Origin of the sequence: Psychrobacillus sp. FSL W7-1493, from assembly GCF_038004905.1 — a bacterium.
Lineage (GTDB): Bacteria > Bacillota > Bacilli > Bacillales_A > Planococcaceae > Psychrobacillus.
Genome location: NZ_JBBOSB010000001.1, coordinates 2549264 through 2571982, shown reverse-complemented (window position 1 = coordinate 2571982; position 22719 = coordinate 2549264). Strand labels below are relative to the sequence as shown.

Below are 22719 nucleotides of genomic sequence, written 5' to 3'. Positions count from 1 at the left end.
AGTGGTGGCTGTGAGTAGTGAGTTATTAGATGCGTTAACAGCGCTAGAGAAACAAAAAGGGATTTCAAGAGATGTATTAATCGAGGCAATCGAAGCTGCTTTAGTTACGGCTTATAAAAGAAATTTCAATCAAGCTCAGAATGTTCGCGTCGACATTAATTTAGCGAATGGTTCGATGATCGTTTATTCAAGAAAAGATGTAGTTGAAGAAGTAGGAGATGGTCGTTTAGAGATCTCTTTAGAGGATGCACAAGCTATTAATCCACATTATACAATTGGAGATGTAGTGGAAGAAGAGGTTACTCCACGTAATTTCGGCCGCATTGCTGCACAAACAGCGAAACAAGTTGTAACGCAAAGAGTTCGTGAGGCTGAACGAGGATTAATATACGAAGAGTATGTTGATCGTGAAGACGATATAGTAAATGGTATCGTTGAACGACTAGATGCGCGTAATATATATGTAGGATTAGGGAAAGTGGAAGCTGTTTTACCAGTAAACGAACAAATTCCAACTGAAACATATCGTCCCCATGATCGTATCAAAGTGTATATTACAAAGGTTGAACGAACAACTCGTGGACCACAGGTGTTTGTTTCAAGAACACATCCAGGATTACTTCGTCGCTTATTTGAAATGGAAGTACCTGAAATTTTCGAAGGTATTGTAGAGATTAAATCTATCGCTCGTGAAGCTGGAGATCGTTCAAAAATATCTGTGTTTGCACATAACGAAGAAATTGATCCAGTTGGCTCATGTGTAGGTGCGAAAGGTGCTCGTGTTCAAACGATTGTAAACGAACTAAGCGGAGAAAAAATTGACATTGTTGAATGGTCAGAAGATCCGATTGTTTTCGTTGCAAATGCACTTAGTCCTTCGAAAGTTTTAGATGTTCAAGTAAATGAAGAAGAAAAATCCACTACTGTAGTAGTACCAGATTATCAATTATCCCTAGCTATTGGTAAAAGAGGCCAAAATGCAAGACTTGCAGCTAAGCTAACTGGCTGGAAAATTGATATTAAAAGTGAAACTGATGCTAGAGAGCTAGGAATTTATCCTAACGAGAATTCTCCACAGCTAATTGTAGAAGAATTAGAAAATGATATGGATGATTTTGATTTTTACAAAGACGAAGAGTAAGAATAGGAGGCTGATTTAGTATGGCCACTCAAAAAAAAATCCCATTACGAAAATGTGTTGCTACTGGAGAAATGTTTCCTAAAAAAGAAATGATTCGAGTAGTTCGTTCTAAGGAAGGCGAGGTTAGCGTGGACCCAACAGGAAAAAAATCTGGTCGTGGTGCGTACGTCTCTAAAACCGTAGAAGCTGTTAACCAAGCGAAGAAAAAGAATTCTTTAGGTAATCATTTAGAAGCAAGCATTCCAAATGAAATATATGACGAGTTAATCGTCATGATTGAAAGAGAAAAGTTGAAATGAATATAGAACAACAAATTACGCAACTATTAGGACTCGCCACTAGAGCTAGAAAAACGATTTCTGGTGAAGAGTTAGTCGTAAAAGAAATTAGAAGTAAGAAAGCAAAGCTAGTTATATTAGCTAACGATGCTTCACATAATACTGCTAAAAAATTGAATGATAAATGTGCATCTTTTAACGTTGAGCTGCATGTCTTTGGAGACCGGCACGATCTCGGACATGCGACGGGAAAAGAGGCCAGAGTGGCAATAGCCATTATGGATGACGGTTTCGCTAAAAAACTGTCCGGCCTTCTCAACGAATATAACCGGGGGTGAGCTAATGACTAAAATCAGAGTTCATGAATACGCGAAACAAATTAATAAATCGAGTAAAGAAGTTATAGAGCAACTAGGAAAGTTGAATATAACAGTAACGAATCATATGTCTACGCTTGAAGGAGATGCTGTAAGTAAATTAGACGGCATTTATAAAAAAGGTGGAGCTGGAAACAATTCTAATTCACAACAGTCTAAACCTGCTAGCCAAGGACAAAGACCAAGTAATCAGAACCAATCTAGACCAGCATCACAAGGACAGCAAAGACCAAATAACCAAAACCAGTCTAGACCGTCTTCACAAGGTCAACAAGGACAGCAAAGACCAAGTAATCAGAACCAATCTAGACCAGCTTCCCAAGGTCAACAAAGACCAAATAACCAAAATCAATCTAGACCATCATCACAAGGGCAATCACGTCCATCTAATGCTGGTCAGTCTCAGCAAAGACCAGGAAGTCAGTCCAATACTCAAGGTTCTAATACTCAAGGTTCAAACAACCAACCCAAGAAAACCTTTACTAATAATAACAAACCAGGTGGACAAAATCGTCCGGGTGGCCAAAACCAAAACAGACCAGGTGGACAAAATAGACCAGGTGGCCGATTCAACAAACGTAGAAAAGGACCAACTACTCCTGTTCAACCACCAGTTCCAAGAAAAGAAAGAGAACTTCCAGAAAGAATTACCTTTACGGAATCTCTTACAGTTACAGAGCTAGCTAAAAAATTAGGTCGTGAGCCTGCAGAAATCATTAAAAAATTGTTCTTACTTGGTGTAATGGCAACAATTAACCAGGAACTTGATAAGGATGCTATTGAACTAATTTGTGCAGACTACGGTGTAGAAGTGGAAGAAGAAATTAAAATCGATATTACCGATTTAGAAGTTCATTTCGAAGCTCCTGTTGAAGAAGATGCTGTTAACATGGGTGAACGCCCACCAGTAGTTACAATCATGGGACACGTTGACCATGGTAAAACAACTCTTCTAGATTCAATTAGACACACAAAAGTAACTGCTGGAGAAGCAGGCGGTATCACTCAGCATATCGGTGCATACCAAGTGGTAGACAATGGCAAAAAGATTACTTTCTTAGATACTCCAGGACATGCTGCATTTACAACGATGCGCGCACGTGGAGCGAAAATAACTGATTTGACCATTTTAGTAGTAGCAGCTGATGATGGTGTAATGCCTCAAACAGTAGAAGCTATTAACCATGCCAAAGCAGCTGAAGTTCCAATTATCGTAGCAGTTAACAAAATGGATAAACCATCTGCTAATCCTGATCGCGTAATGCAAGAGCTTACAGAGCACGGTTTAGTACCAGAAGCATGGGGTGGAGACACAATCTTCGTACCAATTTCTGCTTTAAAAGGTGATGGTATCGACAACCTACTTGAAATGGTTCTACTTGTTTCCGAGGTTGCTGAGCTTAAAGCTAACCCAAAACGTCTTGCTTTAGGAACAGTAATTGAAGCTCAATTAGACAAAGGTAGAGGTTCTGTTGCAACGTTATTAGTTCAAGATGGTACATTAAAAGTTGGAGATCCAATCGTAGTAGGGCATGCTTTTGGGCGTGTTCGTGCAATGGTCAATGATTTAGGTCGTCGTGTGAAAGAGGCAGGTCCTTCTACTCCTGTAGAAATTACAGGATTAAACGAAGTACCACAAGCAGGAGACCGTTTCGTTGTATTTGAAGATGAAAAAACTGCTCGTCAAGTAGGGGAAACGCGTGCATCTCATGCTCAAGTGAGCCAACGCTCTGAAAAATCACGAGTAACATTAGATAACTTGTTTGATCAAATGAAACAAGGTGAAATGAAAGAACTTAACCTAATTGTTAAAGCAGACGTTCAAGGTACTGTGGAAGCAATGGCAGCTTCACTTATGAAAATCGAAGTTGAGGGTGTAAATGTACGTATTATCCACACGGGTGCAGGAGCAATTACTGAATCAGACATTAGTCTTGCAGCTGCTTCCAATGCAATTGTAATCGGATTTAACGTTCGTCCAGATACAAATGCTAAACGTGCAGCAGAACAAGAGGGTGTTGATATTCGTCTTCACCGTATTATCTACAAAGTAATTGAAGAAATCGAAGCTGCAATGACAGGCCTATTGGATCCAGAATTCCAAGAGAAAATCATTGGTCAAGCAGAGATTCGTGAAACCTTTAAAGTTTCTAAAGTAGGAACTATCGCAGGATCCTATGTAACAGAAGGTAAAATTACACGTGATAGCGGAGTGCGAGTAATTCGTGATGGTATCGTTATTTTTGAAGGTGAATTAGATACGTTAAAACGCTTTAAAGACGATGCAAAAGAAGTTGCAAAAGGCTATGAGTGTGGGATAACGATTAAAAACTTTAATGATGTAAAAGAAAACGATATTATCGAAGCTTACATTATGGAAGAAATTAAACGCTAATGATTGTCTATGCAGAGTGTGAATTTCTTATTCCTACTGCACATTCATTGAAAGAAAAAAGAGCAGTTCTACAACGAATGCTCACTAGAACCAAACAAAAATTTAATGTTTCTGTTTCAGAGTTAGATCACCAGGATGTGTGGCAACGTACCAAAATTGGAATAGTTGCCATTGCTTCTGACAAGCGTGCGGTCGAACGCGAGCTAATGATGGCCATTAGGTTTTTAGAATCTAACCCTGAATGGGAATGTATTGAAATCAACAAAGAATATTTATGATGAAAATGAGGTGTAGCAATTATGTCAATGCGTGCGAACCGAGTTGCCGAACAAATGAAAAAAGAGTTAGGTGAAATCATAGGACGTAAATTAAAGGATCCTCGTATAGGATTTGTAACAGTTACAGATGTAGCAGTTACAGGAGACCTACAACAAGCGACTATTTATATTACCGTACTAGATGGAGACCGTAACGATACCTTAAGAGCTTTAGAAAAAGCTAAAGGCTTCATACGTTCGGAAATAGGACAGCGTATTAGATTACGTGTAACGCCAGAATTATTATTTGAGTTTGATGAATCTGCAGCATATGGAAATCGTATCGATAATCTATTAAGACAGATTAACCAATCTTCAAATGAGGAATAACACATAATACAAAGAAGTCTGCTTAAATTGAGCAGACTTCTTTCGTGTATTTTTGAAAAATGGGGTGAGCATGATGTATGAAGGAATATTGCCTTTATGGAAAGAAAAAGGAATGACCTCACATGACTGCGTTTTTAAATTACGCAAAATATTGAAGATGAAACGGATTGGCCATACAGGAACATTAGATCCAAGTGTAGAAGGTGTATTGCCAATTTGTCTTGGTCAAGCTACTAAAGTATCCGAGTATATAATGAATGAAGGAAAAACCTATGTAGCTACTGTAACTATAGGATCATCTACGACTACTGAGGATGCAGATGGTGACGTAGTAAAGGTAGATTCAAGTGAAAAACAATTCTCTATAGATCAAATAAAAAGTGTCCTTCAACAGCTGACTGGACAGATTACTCAAACTCCTCCAATGTTTTCTGCGGTTAAAGTTAATGGTAAAAAGTTATATGAATATGCCCGCGAAGGTAAAGAGGTAGAGCGACCTAGTAGACAGGTGACTATACATTATTTAAATCTTTTAGATGAAGATGATCTTTTTTCAGGTCAAGAAATTTCCTTTCAAATAGAAATTGGTTGCAGTAAAGGTACATATATACGTACACTTGCAGTACAAATAGGTGAGCTTTTAGGTTATCCTGCACATATGTCTTCACTTGTTCGTACAGCATCAGGGAACTTTACTAAGTCACATTGTTTAACCCTTCAAGAGGTACAAGAAGCTTTGGAAGAGGGTGTATTGGATAACAATATATTACCTATTAAGCATGCACTCGCGAAATGGCCATCTCAAGAAATGAATGATTCGTTAAAGAAATGGATTGCGAATGGAGCCGTCTTAGAGTTACACCCTCTCCTCAATACTAATGACAAAGTTGTTTTTACAGAGGAAGGGCAACCAGTTGCAGTTTATATTAAACATCCAACAAAAAATGGTATGATGAAACCAGAAAAAATGTTTTCATCAGAAAAAGGAGTATAATATGAACGTTTATCATTTATCTTATCCAAACCATTTATATAACATAAAGAACAATGAAGAATTTTCCCTAGCAATCGGCTTTTTTGATGGTGTTCATTTAGGTCATCGAGCTGTCATTCAAGAAGCCTTGGACAAAGGGAATGAAATGAATCTAAAAACAGCTGTAATGACATTTGATCCACATCCTTCTCTTGTTTTAGGTGGAAGGAAGGAACAGGTATTTTATATAACTCCCTTGGAGCAGAAAATTGATATTCTGGAACAAATGAACGTAGATACACTGTTTGTAGTGAGATTTACATCTGACTTTGCAAAGCTAACACCGGTTGAATTTATAGAATCTTTCATTAAACGAGCTAATGTAAAGCATGTTACTGCTGGTTTTGATTTTTCTTTTGGTGCTTTTGGTAAAGGGACAATGAAGGATATGGCGGATCTTTCTGCTGGAGAGTACTCTGTTTCTGTAGTAGGTAAACAAGAAATGGAAGGCGATAAAATTAGTTCTACTAGAATACGTGGAGCACTTAAAGAAGGTAACGTGGAAGACGCAAAAGAACTTTTAGGTCGCCCATTTATGCTTACAGGTGTCGTGGTACATGGTGATAAGCGCGGAAGAACGATTGATTTTCCTACTGCTAATATTCAACCAAAAGAAGGTCAGTTTATACCGGCTATAGGTGTTTACGCAGTGAAGATACGCGTTCAGGAGCAATGGTATGAGGGAGTGTGTAATGTAGGATATAAGCCTACATTCAATAATCCTGATGAAAAAAAATTGTCTATTGAAGTACATATCATTAACTTTGACCAATCTATTTATGGTGAAGAAGTGGCAGTCCATTGGTACAAGCGCATACGTGCTGAGCAAAAATTCAGTGGAATTGTAGAGCTTAAAGAACAAATCGGCAAGGATAAGCAAGTTGCTATTGATTACTTCAAATTATAATTTTTGAACCAATTGTTTCAGACAAACTGCTACTATATTTGGAGAAGAAGCATCTATAAAAGTTGCTTCACGTAACAGATTATGCTATTCTTTATAAGTACAAAATGTACTTAACCTTTCCTTGGCTTTTTCGATTCTCCAACGATTGCTCAGGAACAGGGGATATTAAGAATATTAGGAGGAAACCTACATGGCAATTACACAAGAACGCAAAAATGAACTAATCGCTGAGTACAGAACTCACGAAAGCGATACAGGATCTGCAGATATTCAAATCGCAATCCTTACAGAAGAGATTAACTCTTTAAACGAACATTTACGTACACATAAGAAAGATCATCACTCACGTCGTGGTCTATTCAAAATGGTTGGACGTCGTCGTAACTTATTAAAATACTTACGTGAAAACGAAGTACAACGTTACCGTGAACTAATCGCAAAACTTGGTTTACGTCGATAAGATACACCTAGGAAAGCGGGATTTATCCCGCTTTTTCTATTGGTATAAATTTTAATATATTAGGGAAAATATTATATATTAGTATTAGCAAGTAATTTCTGTTTTTTTAGTAAAATATTTCGCATAGTTCCGATATTTTTGATACACTACTTATGATACATATAACCACTATAGCGCGCTAAACATTAGACTGCGTTATATTTCAAGTTGTATAGAAATAGTAGATGATTTGTGAAAGTGTGCACTTCTAATGAGAAGGAATCTTTCTTAGGATTGTCGAAAAATTTATTATAGCTAATTAAAAAGAAGTTTTTTGAAGTTGAGAGGAGTCCAGATTAATGAGTGAAAAGAAAGTATTTACACACGAATGGGCAGGCCGTCCATTGCAAGTAGAAATTGGACAACTTGCAAAACAAGCGAATGGGGCAGTTCTAGTAAGATATGGTGATACTAGCGTATTATCAGTAGCGACTGCATCTAAACAACCAAAGAATTTAGATTTCTTTCCATTAACAGTGAACTATGAAGAGAAATTATATGCCGTTGGTAAAATTCCTGGTGGATTTATTAAGCGTGAAGGTCGTCCTTCTGAAAGAGCGATTTTAACAAGCCGTTTAATCGACCGTCCAATTCGCCCATTATTCCCGGATGGCTTCCGTAATGAAGTTCAGGTAATCTCTATTGTTATGTCAGTAGACCAAAACTGTTCTTCTGAGATGGCTGCAATGCTAGGTTCTTCTTTAGCACTAAGTGTATCCGACATTCCGTTTGATGGACCAATTGCAGGTGTACAGGTAGGTTTAATCGGTGATGATTTCATCATTAATCCAACAGTAGAACAAATGGAAAAGAGTATATTAGATTTAACAGTTGCTGGAACAAAAGATGCGATTAACATGGTAGAGGCAGGAGCTAAAGAAGTTTCTGAGGAAGTCGTTTTAGAAGCAATTATGTTTGGGCATAGTGAAATCGTTAAGTTAATCGAATTCCAAGAAAAAATTGTTGCAGAAATCGGTAAAGAGAAAAAAGACATTCCTTTATTTGAACTAGATAAAGAACTTTTTGCTGAAATAAAAGAACTATGTGAAGCTAAACTAGTACAAGCTATCCAAGTACAAGAAAAGCATGCACGTGAAGATGCAATCTCTGAAGTGAAAAATGAAGTATTAGAACAATATAAAGAAAAAGAAGCGACAGATGAAACATTGAAGCAGGTACGTGAAATTCTAGATGCAATGGTTAAAGAAGAAGTACGTCGTTTAATCACAGAAGAAAAAGTGCGTCCAGATGGTCGTGGAGTAGCTGAGATTCGTCCATTATCTTCTGAAGTAGGTGTTTTACCTCGTACGCATGGTTCTGGTCTATTCACACGTGGACAAACTCAAGCATTGAGTATTTGTACGTTAGGACCGCTTGGTGATGTGCAAATTATTGATGGTATTGGCTTAGAGGAATCTAAACGCTTTATGCACCATTATAATTTCCCACAATTCAGTGTGGGTGAAACTGGTCCAATCCGTGCTCCAGGTCGTCGTGAAATTGGTCATGGTGCCTTAGGTGAACGTGCATTAGAAGCAGTTATTCCAGACGAAAATGATTTTCCATATACGCTTCGCTTAGTTGCTGAGGTGTTAGAATCAAATGGTTCTACTTCACAAGCAAGTATTTGTGCTTCTACACTTGCTATGATGGATGCTGGTGTTCCACTTAAAGCTCCAGTAGCTGGTATAGCAATGGGACTTGTTAAAAAAGGAGAGCATTACACAATCCTAACTGATATTCAAGGAATGGAAGATCACCTTGGGGATATGGACTTTAAAGTAGCAGGTACTTCTAAAGGGATTACAGCACTTCAAATGGATATCAAAATAGACGGATTATCTAAAACAATTTTAGAGGAAGCTCTTGAGCAAGCTAAAATTGGACGTATGCAAATTTTAGAAAGTATGCTTGCCACTATTGGTGAGCCACGCCAAAGCTTATCTAAATATGCACCAAAAATTACAGTTATTAAGATTAATCCAGACAAAATCCGTGATGTTATCGGACCGGGTGGTAAACAAATCAACAAAATCATTGATGAAACTGGCGTAAAAATTGATACAGAGCAAGATGGTACAATTTATATCGCTTCAGCAGATGAAGAAATGATTGCTCGTGCAAAACAAATTATTGAAGACATCGTGCGTGTAGCTAAAGTAGGAGAATACTACTTAGGTAAAGTGAAACGTATTGAAAAATTTGGTGCATTTGTTGAAATCTTCAACGGTAAAGATGGCTTGCTTCATATCTCTGAAATTCAAGAAGAACGTACGAAAAACGTAGAAGACGTTCTGAAACTTGGCGACGAGCTTTTAGTAAAAGTTATTGAAATCGACAACCAAGGTCGCGTTAACTTATCTCGTAAAGTAGTAATTAAAGAAGAAAAAGAACGCGCAGAACAACAAGATAACTAATAATTAAAATATACGTAAACAAAAGGTTGTCCGTAGATCCAATCTACGGCAACTTTTTTAAATGAAATAGAAAAGCGTAGGCGCCTATCTCTGCTCCGACAGGCAAATGGAGAAAAGTGAGGAGGCAGCTCCTCAGCCACCGGAGCTTTTACCCATTTGACCCCGAGGGGCAAGGCGAAGGAGCTAGCCATCAAGAAAAGCGCAATCGCCTATCTCTGCCCCGACAGGCAAATGGAGAAAAGTGAGGAGGCAGCTCCTCAGCCACCGGAGCTTTTACCCATTTGACCCCGAGGGGCAAGGCGAAGGAGCTAGCCATCAAGAAAAGCGCAATCGCCTATCTCTGCCCCGACAGGTAAATGGAGAAAAGTGAGGAGGCAGTTCCTCAGCCACCGGAGCTTTTATCCATTTGACCCCGAGGGGCAAGGCGAAGGAGCTAGCCAAATAAAAAATAAATGAATAGATTAGATAGAGGTGCTATATTGATAAAGAAGAAAACGTGTAAGAATGGGTTGCGTATAGTGCATGAGCATATTCCACATGTGCGATCTGTTGCAGTAGGCATATGGGTTCAAGCTGGTTCAAGGTATGAATTGCCAGAGGAAAATGGTTTAACTCATTTTATTGAGCATATGTTATTTAAAGGAACTAATACTAGAACAGCTAGACAAATCGCTGAAGAGTTCGATCGAATTGGTGGAAACATTAACGCCTTTACTTCAAAAGAAAATACTTGCTACTATGCAAAGGTTCTCGATCACCATGCAAAATATGCTGTTGAAATACTTTCAGATATGTTTTTTAACTCCACATTCGATCCAATCGAATTAGACAAAGAACGACAAGTAGTATTAGAGGAAATCAAAATGGTAGAAGATACACCTGATGATATCGTACATGAGTATCTTTGGCAGGCTATGTTCCCGAATGATCCATTAGGTGCTCCTATATTAGGGACCGAAGATACATTAAATACATTTTCAAGGGAATCCATCATATCGTATATGGAAAAACACTACACACCGAAAAATATTGTAATTTCAGTAGCAGGTAACATTTCTGAGGATCTATTAGACTATATAGAGTCATTGTTTGGTGATTTTATGCAACCAATCTCAGAGGTGACACAATTTAGCACACCTGCTATTAAGCCTGTGTATACGGAAAGCCATAAGGATACAGAGCAAGCCCACTTATGTTTAGCTTATCCTGGGCTTAGTGTAAAGGCGGACAATATATACAGTCTTGTAGTTTTGAATAATATACTAGGTGGAAGCATGTCCTCAAGACTTTTCCAAGAAATTCGAGAAGAAAAAGGGCTTGCCTATTCTATATACTCGTATCATTCATCATACGAAGATACGGGAGTTGTTGCCATTTATGGCGGAACCTCTTGCAATCAATTAGAAGAATTAAAGAGCTCTATTAATGAAACGATTCAAACTGTTCTGGAGCACGGCTTTACGGAGACAGAAGTTTCAAACGCTAAAGAACAGCTCAAAGGAAACCTTTTGTTAGGACTGGAAAGCTCAAACTCTAGAATGAACAGAAACGGTAAAAATGAATTATTATATGGCAAGCATCGCTCATTAGATGAAGTAAGCGATTCAATTGATGAAGTTACTTTGGAGTCCGTAATGGACCTTACAAAAGAAATATTCTCTCATAAGCCTGCTATTTCTGTAATTATGCCTAAAGACGTCGAGTGTTAATCGACGTCTTTTTTATAGATTAGGAAATTATAAAATTTTGCACCTGTTGATAAATTGATGTCTAGCTCCACCGCCTAGCCCCTCGGGGTCAAATAGATAAAAGCTGCGGTGGCTGAGGAGCTGCCTCCTCGCTTTTCCCCATTTGCCTGTCGGGGCAGAGACAGGCGGTTGCGCTTTTCTTGTTTATTTAAAAAAATATCCTCCCCTATAGTTGTACTAGGAGCCTATTATTTTAATGGGTTTTTAATTCACTTTGTATTAAAGATGGCATATACATAAGTAGAGATTAAATGAGGAGGGGACAGATTGTTACTTTCGGAACTTGCAGAAAAAGAGCTTATTCAAGTGAAAGATGGGTCGAGATATGGAAGGCTGGCAGACACTGAATTATTATTTAATCCACAAACGGGTAAAATACTTGGGTTTGAATTATATCAAAAATCTTCATCTTTTTTTCAATCCAATAAAGCTCCTAGGAGAAAAGAGTTTATATCCTGGGAAGAAATAATTCTTATTGGTAAAGATCGAATTTTGTTCAATGAAACTGACTCTTCGATAGAAACAAGTGTATACCCATGAAGAAAAAAATTGCAATTATCGGAACAGACCCACGCTTAAATTTTTTGCAACAATCTGTGTCTGAGTATCTAGATACTCAATTGTATCCAACGATGACATGGGATACAGAACTCAGAGAAACTATTTTTGCATATGAGCCAGAGGTTATTTTTTTACCGATTCAACCAATCCAAACAGATTGCTCCTTGGAATTGCCTCCCAGTTGTCAAACCCTTTTTATAGGTAAAACAAACGAAAGCATTGATAGGGAATCTAAAAAAGATACTATTCAGCCCTTTTATTATTTAGAGGACGAAGAATGGATTTGGGAAAATGCCAACCTCACTGCTGAGGGCTTTATCAATTATTTTTACTTATATGAAAAACAAGCAATTTATAACAAAAAATTCATAATTACCGGATACGGAAGGGTAGGTAAAAGATTAGCACTTGCATTGCATCATTTGGGAGCTGAAGTTATTATCTCTGTTAGATCGGAGCTTCAACTTTACGAAGCTAAAAGCTCTGGCTATCAAATAGTAACCCTAGATAACGTCTTGGACCAACAAGGTGAGGACGCCTATCTGGTTAATACAATCCCTACTAAATGGTTAAATAATGAATATGCAGCCTCTTTCAGTCGAGTTTTTGACCTTGCCTCCAATCCGGGCTGTCTCTTGGATAACGAAAATAACATCCCTCTGAATTACAGTCTCTCCACCAGCTTGCCAGGTATGTACTTTCCGCAAGATGCAGGACAATTACTTGCCAGGTCTGTTTTGAAGCATCTTGCTTTTTAGAGGAGGAAAAATAGTGTTAGAAGGTCTACGTATTGGTCTAGGAATCACCGCTTCTCATTGTACGTATGAGGAAGTGATACCAATGATTAAGCAATTTACGGATGTTGGTGCGACAGTTGTACCAATCATCACTTTTTCAGTTTTAACAGCTGCTACTCGTTTCGGTACAGGAGAAGAGTGGGTAGAAAAAATAGAGGCAGCTAGTGGCAATAAGGTAGTTTCCAAGATAGTAGAGGCAGAGCCTTTTGGTCCTACTAATCCACTAGACTGTATGGTTATTGCACCAATGACGGGTAACTCCATAAGTAAGTTAGCTAATGCACAAACAGACTCACCTGTATTAATGGCTGCTAAGGCCACCTTGCGTAATGGAAAGCCTGTTGTGCTAGGTATATCCACAAACGATGCATTAGGCTTAAATGGAACGAATATCATGAAGCTGCTCACTACAAAAAATATTTATTTTATCCCCTTTGGTCAAGACAATCCATATAAAAAACCTAATTCTTTAATTGCAGATTTCACAAAGATTGTACCTACTGTTGAACACGCAATAAATGCAAAGCAAATTCAGCCTTTACTCATTGCCTATCAATTATAAATATTAAAAATAGTGTATTATTATTTAATTTATGATACAATATCGCCAATATGTTTTGATTTTTGAGAGGAGAGCTTTGCATGTCAAAAAAATATACAACAGCTATTGTAGGAGCTACAGGTGCTGTAGGTCAAAAAATTATAGAGCAACTAGTTAAGAGAAGCTTTCCTTTTTCTAACTTGAAGTTATTAGCTTCCAAAAAGTCTGCAGGAAAACAGATTGATATTGACGGAAAAATTTATACAATAGAAGAAGCTACACCAGAAGCTTTCGAAGGTGTTGATATAGCATTTTTTTCTGCGGGGGGCTCTATTTCAAAAGCATTGGCTAAGGAAGCTAGTAAGAGAGGCGCTATAGTAATAGATAATACGAGCGCATTTCGAATGGATCCGGATGTTCCGCTAGTAGTACCAGAAGTGAATAAATATGCTTTAAATGAGCAGCAAGGGATTATTGCTAATCCTAATTGTTCTACTATTCAGATGGTTGTTGCATTAGAACCAATTCGTAAGCATTATGGGCTATCAAAGGTCATCGTTTCGACTTATCAAGCAGTATCAGGAGCTGGGGCTGCAGCTATTCAAGAATTGACAGCTCAAAGTGAGAGAATAATAGAAAGACAACCAAATCCTGAAGTTTTACCTGTAAAAAGTGCGGAGAAGCATTATCCAATTGCAGGTAACGTAATTCCTCAAATTGATGTCTTTAATGAAGATGGTTTTACATTTGAAGAGCACAAAATGATGAATGAAACAAAAAAAATTATGTCACTACCGGAACTTTCGATTGCCGCTACCTGTGTAAGGGTGCCTGTTGTAACAGGACACTCTGAATCTGTGTATATAGAGGTAGATAAAGAGAACGTATCCGTTTCTGATATTAAACAATTGTTATCTGAAGCAGAGGGAATTGTTCTTCAAGATAATCCGAATGAGCAACAATACCCAATGCCTTATTTCTCAGAAGATGAAGATGCAGTTTTCGTTGGACGTATTAGAAAAGATCCTTCTAACGAGTATGGTTTCCATATGTGGATTGTTTCTGACAACCTATTAAAAGGTGCTGCTCTAAACTCCATTCAAATTGCTGAAGCATTAATCGAAGAGAAAATATTGTAAGCAAGAATAGTTTTTAGCTTATCTAAGAGGTCGCTTGTTTGTGGGGGGATCGATAAGGAACCACCCATCACTTCCAAGTGGTTGTGGTGTTAAGCTTTCTCTTATCCCTACTTGTAGCACCGCTTGCCTTTAATAATGATGAAATATACTCCATTAAATATATTTAGATTTTTAGAGAGAGTTTTTTCTCTATTCATTTGGAAAAGCGCTAGCAGCCTAGCCCCACGGGTCAAATGGATATAAGCTGCTCCTGCGCAAGCTCGTCGCAAATAAAAGCGTTTGTGGTGGCTGAGGAACTGCCTCCTCGCTATCCCCATTTTTCCTGTCGGGGCAAACATAGGCGCCTGCGCTTTTCTTATTGTCTAGCTCCGGCGCCTTGCCCCTCGGGATCAAATGGGAAAATAGTGCTCCTGCGCAAGCTCGTCGCAAACTAAAACGTTTGCGGTGGCTGAGGAACTGCCTCCTCGCATTTCCCCATTTGCCTGTCGGGGCAAACATAGGCGCCTGCGCTTTTCTATTAAATATAGAGAATTAAATAAGAGGTGTGGTTGAATGAATATAGGAAATGTTTCTACAGCAATGGTTACACCGTTTAGTTCAGACGGTTCTATTGACTATCATAATACTGAAATACTTATAGAGCACTTGCTTTCGAATGGAACTGATTCTCTTGTAGTTAGTGGTACGACTGGGGAATCTCCGACATTATCAACAAATGAGAAATTAGAACTTATACAATTTGTAGTGGAAAAGGTTAATAAAAGAGTACCAATCATTGCTGGTACTGGAAGCAATAATACAGCTGCATCCATTGAGCTTTCGCAAAAGGCGGAAGCGCTCGGAGTAGATGCTTTGATGATAGTAACTCCTTATTACAATAAGCCCAATCAACGAGGAATGATTGCCCATTTTGAGGCTATTGCTTCAGCTACTACTCTTCCTATTGTTGTTTATAATATCCCTGGGCGATCAGTAGTCAATTTGGAGCCAGAGTCAATTATTTCCCTTAGTAAGATACCATCTATTCAAATTGTAAAAGAAGCTAGCGGCAGCCTGGATCAGATGACCAAAATCTTAGCCGAAACAAATGAGGATTTCCTTGTGTACAGCGGGGACGACGGCCTAACCTTACCTTTACTTTCAATTGGGGGGAAAGGGATTATTTCAGTCGCTTCTCACGTTATTGGTAACGAAATGCAGGAAATGATACAACTGTTTCATCAAGGAGAACATGCTAAAGCTGCTAAAATCCATCAACAAATCTTGCCAGTCATAAAAGCATTATTTCAACATCCGAATCCTGTAGTTGTAAAATATGCACTTTCTAAAATTGGCTTAGAGGTTGGCTCCTTGAGACTTCCTTTAGTTGAGATGAACGAGGAAGAGAAGCTAGATTATGATCGTGTTTGGGGTAAATTTTTGGAAACGAAATAATGATATGAGAAGCTGGAGTTCTAACTTCAGCTTTTTTTATTTGTGTGAAACGGTGACGTCCGATATAATAAAAAATAGTGGATGTTGGTCGGGTTAACAATTAGGAGGAAAAGAATTGGTAAAAGCTAAAAATGAACTTATACGTATTATACCGCTCGGCGGAGTTGGTGAAATAGGAAAAGCAATGTACGTAGTAGAAATAGACGATGAAATATTTATAGTAGATAGTGGACTTATGTTCCCAGAAAACGAAATGTTAGGAATAGATATAGTTATTCCAGATATTACGTATTTAGAAGAAAACAAGGATCGTGTTAAAGGAATATTTTTGACGCATGGACATGAAGACGCAATTGGTTCTATTGCTTACTTACTGCAAAAGATTCAGGCGCCTGTATATGGATCTAAGCTGACGATTGCTTTAGCAAAAACGCATGTAAAGGCTATGCCAGTTAAACAACAAATAAAGTACTTTGAAGTTACAAACAAAAGTCGTATGAACTTCCAAAACACACACGTAACTTTCTTTCATACCACACACAGTATTCCAGACTCTTTAGGTATCGTATTCCATACATCTGAAGGTGCAATTGTGCATACTGGTGAATTTAAATTTGATCAGTCTGCTAGAGGGAAGTACCGTCCTGATATTGCTAAAATGGCTGGCCTAGGTGAAGAAGGCGTATTTATATTAATGTCTGATTCAACAGAAGCAGAAAGACCCGGACACACAACATCAGAGGCAGTAATCGAAAACCAATTATCTGAAACATTCCACGCTGCTAAAGGTCGTATTCTAGTATCTTTATATGCATCCAACTTTATAAGAATTCAACAAGTGCTAGACAAAGCAACGGAAACAGGAAAAAAAGTTGCTATTGCAGGAAAAAGCTTGGAAAATATCTTTGCAATAGGGTTAGACCTAGGTTACTTTACGGTGGCAGAGGACACAATCATACCTATAAAGGAAATCTCTAAGTATAACGATGAACAAATAGTAATCATTGTATCTGGTAATCAAGGAGAACCTTTAGAAGCTTTAGAGAAAATGGTACGTAAGCATCATAAAGATATTAAGATTAAAGATACAGATACCGTGTTAATAACATTTACACCATCACCAGGTATGGAGGTTGGCGTATTTAATACGATGAACCTGATTGCCAAGGCTGGTGCCAAAGTGTTGACTTCAAGTAAAAATGTCCATGTATCAGGACATGGAAGTCAAGAAGATTTAAAAATGATGTTAAATTTAACAAAGCCTAAATACTTTATCCCAATTCAAGGGGAATATCGTATGCTTATTGCTCACTCTAAGTTGGCCCAAGATATCGGGATGTCTAAGTCAGAAATCTTTATTGCAGATAAAGGCGACATCGTGGAATACAAAAACGGGAAGATAAGAATGAGTGGAAGAGTACAAGCAGGTAACGTCCTAATCGATGGCATTGGTGTAGGAGACGTAGGGAATATTGTTTTAAGAGATCGTAAGCTATTGTCTCAAGATGGAATATTCATTGTAGTAATTACACTTAACCGTGCACAAAAGAAAATAGCGTCAGGGCCTGAGATTCTTTCTAGAGGGTTTGTATATGTAAGAGAATCCGAAGAGTTGATGGACGAGTCAGCTAAACTAGTAAGAACAATTGTTGAAAAATATGTGAATAAAGAAACGTTTGAATGGACAAACATTAAACAAGAAATCCGTGATACGCTAAATTCATATTTATTCCAACAAACGAAGAGACGTCCGATGATTATTCCAATTATCATGGAATATTGATATCTAAAAATCAGGATTTCCTTTCCCCAGTGGAAGGAAATCTTTTTTATCTTTTTAAGCTGTTATATTTTACCTGTTAGGGACATCCTAATAGAGAATACTTAATGCAAAGCAGGTGATATTCTTGGCGAAGAAGAAAAGTAAGAAAAAAGTAAATAAAAGTAAAAGTAAAAAGAAAACCCTTCATCCTTTAATGTTTGAAATTATAGGGCTTCTCATTTTGGGAATCGCAGTTATTTCTTTCTTTGAATATGGCTTGGTTGGAGAGGTATTCGCTTATATTGGGTATTTTTTATTTGGAAATTGGCATATTGCTATTCCATTTATGTTCGTTATTTATGCTCTTATTATTATGATCAAACAATCCTTTCCACCGTGGAATCATCGCTTGTTATTAAGTGGAGCCTTTATTTTAAGCAGCTTACTTATATTCAGTCATTTAGCACTTTTTGAGCAACTGTTTGAGGGCAAGGCACTGATGACGAACTCTGTTCTAAGGGAAAGCTACAGGGTCTTAGTAGAAAGTGGAGGTATTACGAATAGAAGCAGCTCTCTAGGTGGAGGTATGATCGGGGCTATTCTGTTTGCCTCATTCCATGTATTATTTGACTCTGCTGGTGCAAAAGTTATTAGCTGGCTACTATTATTAATTGGTATCGTACTTTTAACAGGAAAAGCACTTGTTCCTTATTTGGTAGAGGTTTCTCCTAAGATGGCAGAAAGCTTTAAGAACCGACCAAAAGCTGATAAGAAAAAGCCTTCAACGGAGCAGAAGAAGGTTTCTCGCAGATCACGTAAAGATGCAGTACAAGAAGAGTCTGAACAAGCTGTTACCATACTTGATGTCAATCATCCGCCAGAGGAAGAAACAGAAATACCATCTTCTCCGATTATCTCTGCTTTTACAGAGAGAATCACAAGAAAAGAAGAGACAAATGAATCGACAGAACCAACAGAACCCATTGAGATTAATATGGATGCGGATGAACTGGAAAACGAAGATTATCAGTTACCGAGTATTAATCTATTAGATTCTCCAGAGCACAATGATCAAAGTGGAGAGTTAAATGCAATTCAAGCTAATGCTAAAAAGTTGGAGCAAACCTTCTTAAGCTTTGGGGTAAAGGCAAAAGTTATGCAAGTCCATTTAGGACCTGCAGTTACTAAGTATGAGGTACTTCCTGATGTAGGAGTGAAGGTTAGTAGAATCGTAAGCCTTCACGACGATTTAGCCCTTGCTTTAGCGGCTAGAGATATCCGGATTGAAGCACCAATCCCAGGGAAGTCTGCGATAGGGATAGAAGTACCAAACAAAGAAGTGGCAATCGTAAGCTTACGAGAAGTACTAGAAGCAAAAGAAAATAATAAGCCAAGCCAAAAACTATTAATAGGTTTTGGTCGAGATGTTACCGGACAGGCAGTATTAGCCGAATTAAACAAAATGCCTCATTTACTTGTTGCTGGTTCGACAGGTAGCGGGAAAAGTGTATGTATAAACGGAATTATAACAAGCATTATGATGCGAGCAAAACCGCATGAAGTTAAAATGATGATGATTGATCCAAAAATGGTTGAGCTTAACGTCTATAATGGGATTCCCCATTTGTTAGCACCCGTAGTTACGGATCCAAGAAAAGCATCCCAGGCATTGAAAAAAATTGTTTCTGAAATGGAAAGAAGATATGACTTATTTTCCCATACAGGGACTCGAAATATCCAAGGCTACAACGACCATATAGAAAAATGGAATGAAGAAAATGAAGAGAAGCATCCCAAACTTCCGTTTATTGTAGTGATAGTCGATGAGTTAGCTGACTTGATGATGGTAGCATCAAGTGATGTAGAGGATTCTATTACACGGCTTGCACAAATGGCCCGTGCAGCTGGGATCCACTTGATAATAGCTACACAAAGACCAAGTGTGGATGTTATCACGGGAATCATTAAAGCTAATATACCTTCAAGAATTGCTTTTGCAGTATCTTCTTCTATAGATTCTAGAACTATTTTGGATATGGGCGGAGCAGAAAAACTCCTTGGGAGAGGCGATATGCTCTTCCTACCAGCTGGGAGCTCTAAGCCCGTTCGTGTACAAGGAGCATATTTGTCAGATGCCGAAGTAGAGAGAATCGTCGATTTTGTGATTGAGCAGCAAAAGGCAAACTACCAAGAGGAAATGATTCCAGATGAAGTGGAAGAATCCCAGGAGCAGTTAGATCGAGATGATCTCTATGATGACGCTGCGCAGCTTGTGATGGAAATGCAAACAGCTTCAGTTTCCTTGATCCAAAGACGCTTCCGTGTTGGATATTCTAGGGCTGCACGTATTATTGATCAGCTTGAAATGGGTGGTATCGTAGGACCATACGAAGGAAGTAAACCAAGACAAGTGTTAATATCAAAACAAGATTACGACCAAGATCCAATGTAAAAAATGTGCTAACCATTATTGAGGAATAACATATGCAAACATACTAAAGATAATCGAGAAGTTCTATACTCGATTATCTTTTTTTAATTACTACAGAATAAATAATTTATTTTTCAAGACATTACAAATACGCGTAAGCAAAACAGAGGGCTTATCGTAACTTTCTAGAATGGGTCCACAAAAAATCCGTATCTGTCTACGGGATGAGGGAGACAGATAAGACAGCACAACCACGCGCGTAAGCGATGGATGGGTGATGGCTTATCGCTCACCCCGAAGAAAGCAAAGCGTCCGGCTGGGGCGAAAAATCCATTCTACTCTCTGATTTAAGATTTCTTTTTATCATAAATCACCCCTACCCTTTCACATAGCCTTTAACTTTAAAATTTAAAACGTAAAGCTAAGCTAATTTATTACTAAATCTTGAATGTAATTTATATATATTATTCCTTTTTTTTACTACAATATTAACCAATTTAAAACACTAGCAAAATTCAGTGTTTTCAAGGGTTTTTATCAATTAGTATCACACATTAAGTGATATATTATGACAAAATGATTACATTTATATATTAACAACGTAAAAACAAATAATAATTTCGTAAATAAAGTATTTATTTAAAAGATTAAAAGTGGTATAGTATGTACTGATTAGTAGGAAAGTTTTACATCAGAGGTCTGATCTCTTCATAATGGTGGTGTTTTAAATGACAATAAAAATGGATCAAAGGCATTTATACCTACAAGTAATCGATCGTCTTAAACAAGACATTGAAAAGGGGATTTTCAAAGAAAAGGAGAAATTACCTTCTGAATTTGAATTGGCCAAGCTTCTTGGGGTAAGTAGAGCAACTTTACGAGAAGCTCTGCGAGTGCTAGAGGAAGAAAATATTATCGTAAGAAGACATGGCGTAGGAACCTTTGTTAACTCAAAGCCTGTTTTTACATCAGGGATTGAACAACTCTCAAGTGTTTCGGCGATGATTAGAAACGCAGGGATGGAGCCTGGTACTATTTACCTTAGTTCTATGGAATCAGAAGCATCTGAAGATGATGCAAAACGATTCCAGTGTGAGGAGGATACGACCGTTGTTACAATGGAGCGAGTCCGAACTGCAGATGGTGAACCAGTGGTATATTGTATCGATAAAGTTCCACAATATTATTTACCGGCAGATTTTCTTATAAGAAAAGAAGGCTCTATTTTTACAGCATTGGAGGAATCAGGTGATATAAGGATTTCGCATGCGGTTACCTTCATTGATCCAGTGGGATATCATGAAGTAGCTTCACCAACCTTAAATTGTGATCCAGAGACTTCGTTGCTGATTTTAAAACAATTGCATTATGATGAGAATGATCGTGTAGTTTTATATTCGAAAAATTATTTTCGAGCAGACAAATTTAGCTTTCATGTAGTTCGGAAAAGGGTGTAAAAAAGTAGTTCCTGCTAAGAAGAAGAAAAAATAATGGGGGTTTTCAAGTTGACGAAACGTAAATTTGGTTTAGGCTTATCACTTGTTTTAGCTGCTGGTACTATTCTTGGAGCATGTGGTTCTAAAGATGAGGAAACAAAAAAAGACGAAGGTTCTAATGCTGGTACTGGAACTGAAGAAACAGCAGACATCTCAATCGCAATGGTTACAGACGTCGGTGGAGTAGATGATAAATCATTCAACCAATTAGCTTGGGAAGGTATTGAAGCATTCGGTAAAGAGCATGGTCTTAAAAAAGGCGATGGCGGTTACGATTATTTACAATCACAATCAGATGCAGATTATATCAACAATATTACTAACTTAGTTCGTCGTGACTTCGACATAGTTTATGGTATTGGTTTCTTGATGGAAAAGCCTATCACTACAATTGCTGAACAGCAAAAAGATGCTCAATTAGCAATTATTGATGCAGTAGTTGATGCTCCAAACGTTGCTTCTGTAATGTTTAAAGAACAAGAAGGTTCTTACCTTGCTGGAGTAGCAGCAGCGTTAATGTCTGAATCAAAACAAATTGGTTTTGTTGGTGGAATGGAAATTCCTGTTATTGAACGCTTTGAAGCAGGTTTCCTTGCAGGAGTTAAAGCAGTTGATGACACTATCAAAGTAGATGTTCAGTATACTGGTAAATTTGACGATGCAGCTCTTGGTAAAACAACAGCAAATCGTATGTACTCTTCAGGCGTAGACATTATTTTCCACGCAGCTGGTGGGACTGGTAATGGTGTTTTTGCAGAAGCTAAAGAACGTAAAACAAAAGATAAAGATGCTAACGTATGGGTTATTGGAGTTGACTCTGACCAATACGAAGAAGGAGCAGTTGGCGATACTAATGTAACGCTTACTTCTATGCAAAAACGTGTTGATGTAGCAGTACAAAACATTGCAAAAGAAACAATGGAAGGGAAATTCCCAGGTGGTAAAACGGTTACTTACGGTTTAGCTGAGGAAGGTGTTCAGCTTGCTGATTCACGTGGAGCTATTCCTGAGGATGTTTTAGCGAAAATTGAAGAATATTCTAAAAAAATCGCTTCTGGTGAAATCGTAGTTCCTGAAACTGTAGAATAATTTGACTTAACATCATAAAGGCCGACT

At 37.9% G+C, this 22719-nt stretch carries 20 protein-coding genes; all 20 read left to right on the top strand.

Features of this window, described 5'->3' with window-relative positions:
* Positions 1-10: 10 nt before the first annotated feature.
* The 20 genes from nusA to MKX96_RS13005 all read left to right on the top strand — a co-directional run bounded on the left by nusA (position 11) and on the right by MKX96_RS13005 (position 22692).
* Positions 11-1141 carry a transcription termination factor NusA gene (gene nusA / locus MKX96_RS13100; protein ID WP_340883985.1) on the top strand — a complete coding sequence of 377 codons (1131 nt, stop codon included), beginning with the start codon at positions 11-13 and terminating at the stop codon, positions 1139-1141.
* Between the two features lie 20 nt (positions 1142-1161).
* Positions 1162-1440 (top strand): RNase P modulator RnpM, encoded by a 279-nt coding sequence (gene rnpM / locus MKX96_RS13095; RefSeq protein WP_251552889.1) that lies wholly within the window; start codon positions 1162-1164, stop codon positions 1438-1440.
* Positions 1437-1757: a YlxQ family RNA-binding protein gene (locus tag MKX96_RS13090; RefSeq protein ID WP_169358630.1), complete on the top strand. Its 321-nt coding sequence runs from the start codon at positions 1437-1439 to the stop codon at positions 1755-1757. The genes rnpM and MKX96_RS13090 overlap by 4 nt, the downstream gene beginning before the upstream one ends.
* A 4-nt stretch (positions 1758-1761) precedes the next feature.
* Positions 1762-4191, top strand: coding sequence for a translation initiation factor IF-2 (gene infB, locus MKX96_RS13085; RefSeq protein ID WP_340883981.1), 2430 nt, complete (start codon positions 1762-1764; stop codon positions 4189-4191).
* Positions 4191-4469, top strand: coding sequence for a DUF503 domain-containing protein (locus tag MKX96_RS13080; RefSeq protein ID WP_340883979.1), 279 nt, complete (start codon positions 4191-4193; stop codon positions 4467-4469). Before infB ends, MKX96_RS13080 begins: the two co-directional genes overlap by 1 nt.
* 21 nt (positions 4470-4490) lie before the next feature.
* Positions 4491-4838 (top strand): 30S ribosome-binding factor RbfA, encoded by a 348-nt coding sequence (rbfA, locus tag MKX96_RS13075; protein ID WP_298472615.1) that lies wholly within the window; start codon positions 4491-4493, stop codon positions 4836-4838.
* A 73-nt stretch (positions 4839-4911) separates the two neighbouring features.
* The gene (truB, locus tag MKX96_RS13070) at positions 4912-5832 is read left to right on the top strand and encodes a tRNA pseudouridine(55) synthase TruB (RefSeq protein WP_340886033.1); all 921 of its coding nucleotides are present in this window, start codon (positions 4912-4914) and stop codon (positions 5830-5832) included.
* Position 5833: 1 nt separating this feature from the next.
* Positions 5834-6778: a riboflavin biosynthesis protein RibF gene (ribF, locus tag MKX96_RS13065; RefSeq protein WP_340883977.1), complete on the top strand. Its 945-nt coding sequence runs from the start codon at positions 5834-5836 to the stop codon at positions 6776-6778.
* A 190-nt stretch (positions 6779-6968) separates the two neighbouring features.
* Positions 6969-7238, top strand: a complete 270-nt coding sequence (gene rpsO, locus MKX96_RS13060; protein WP_169358635.1) for a 30S ribosomal protein S15 — start codon at positions 6969-6971, stop codon at positions 7236-7238.
* Between the two features lie 338 nt (positions 7239-7576).
* On the top strand, positions 7577-9694 hold the full coding sequence (pnp, locus tag MKX96_RS13055; protein ID WP_340883973.1) for a polyribonucleotide nucleotidyltransferase: 2118 nt from the start codon (positions 7577-7579) through the stop codon (positions 9692-9694).
* 479 nt (positions 9695-10173) lie between these two features.
* Positions 10174-11403: a M16 family metallopeptidase gene (locus MKX96_RS13050; RefSeq protein WP_340883971.1), complete on the top strand. Its 1230-nt coding sequence runs from the start codon at positions 10174-10176 to the stop codon at positions 11401-11403.
* 306 nt (positions 11404-11709) lie between these two features.
* Complete coding sequence (locus tag MKX96_RS13045) at positions 11710-11982, top strand: YlmC/YmxH family sporulation protein (RefSeq protein ID WP_169358638.1); 273 nt, start codon at positions 11710-11712, stop codon at positions 11980-11982.
* The gene (locus MKX96_RS13040; RefSeq protein WP_340883968.1) at positions 11979-12761 is read left to right on the top strand and encodes an NAD(P)-dependent oxidoreductase; all 783 of its coding nucleotides are present in this window, start codon (positions 11979-11981) and stop codon (positions 12759-12761) included. Before MKX96_RS13045 ends, MKX96_RS13040 begins: the two co-directional genes overlap by 4 nt.
* Before the next feature lie 13 nt (positions 12762-12774).
* A complete protein-coding gene (locus tag MKX96_RS13035) occupies positions 12775-13362 on the top strand; it encodes a dipicolinate synthase subunit B (protein ID WP_169358640.1) in 588 nt (195 codons plus the stop codon).
* A gap of 80 nt (positions 13363-13442) precedes the next feature.
* On the top strand, positions 13443-14480 hold the full coding sequence (locus MKX96_RS13030; RefSeq protein WP_340883966.1) for an aspartate-semialdehyde dehydrogenase: 1038 nt from the start codon (positions 13443-13445) through the stop codon (positions 14478-14480).
* Positions 14481-15032: 552 nt separating this feature from the next.
* Positions 15033-15914 carry a 4-hydroxy-tetrahydrodipicolinate synthase gene (dapA, locus tag MKX96_RS13025; protein ID WP_340883963.1) on the top strand — a complete coding sequence of 294 codons (882 nt, stop codon included), beginning with the start codon at positions 15033-15035 and terminating at the stop codon, positions 15912-15914.
* 115 nt (positions 15915-16029) lie between these two features.
* Positions 16030-17697 carry a ribonuclease J gene (locus MKX96_RS13020; protein ID WP_251552879.1) on the top strand — a complete coding sequence of 556 codons (1668 nt, stop codon included), beginning with the start codon at positions 16030-16032 and terminating at the stop codon, positions 17695-17697.
* 124 nt (positions 17698-17821) lie between these two features.
* Positions 17822-20128, top strand: coding sequence for a DNA translocase FtsK (locus MKX96_RS13015; protein WP_340883958.1), 2307 nt, complete (start codon positions 17822-17824; stop codon positions 20126-20128).
* Positions 20129-20835: 707 nt separating this feature from the next.
* Positions 20836-21564, top strand: a complete 729-nt coding sequence (locus MKX96_RS13010; RefSeq protein ID WP_169358645.1) for a GntR family transcriptional regulator — start codon at positions 20836-20838, stop codon at positions 21562-21564.
* Between the two features lie 48 nt (positions 21565-21612).
* Positions 21613-22692, top strand: a complete 1080-nt coding sequence (locus tag MKX96_RS13005; RefSeq protein WP_340883955.1) for a BMP family lipoprotein — start codon at positions 21613-21615, stop codon at positions 22690-22692.
* Positions 22693-22719 lie beyond the last annotated feature (27 nt).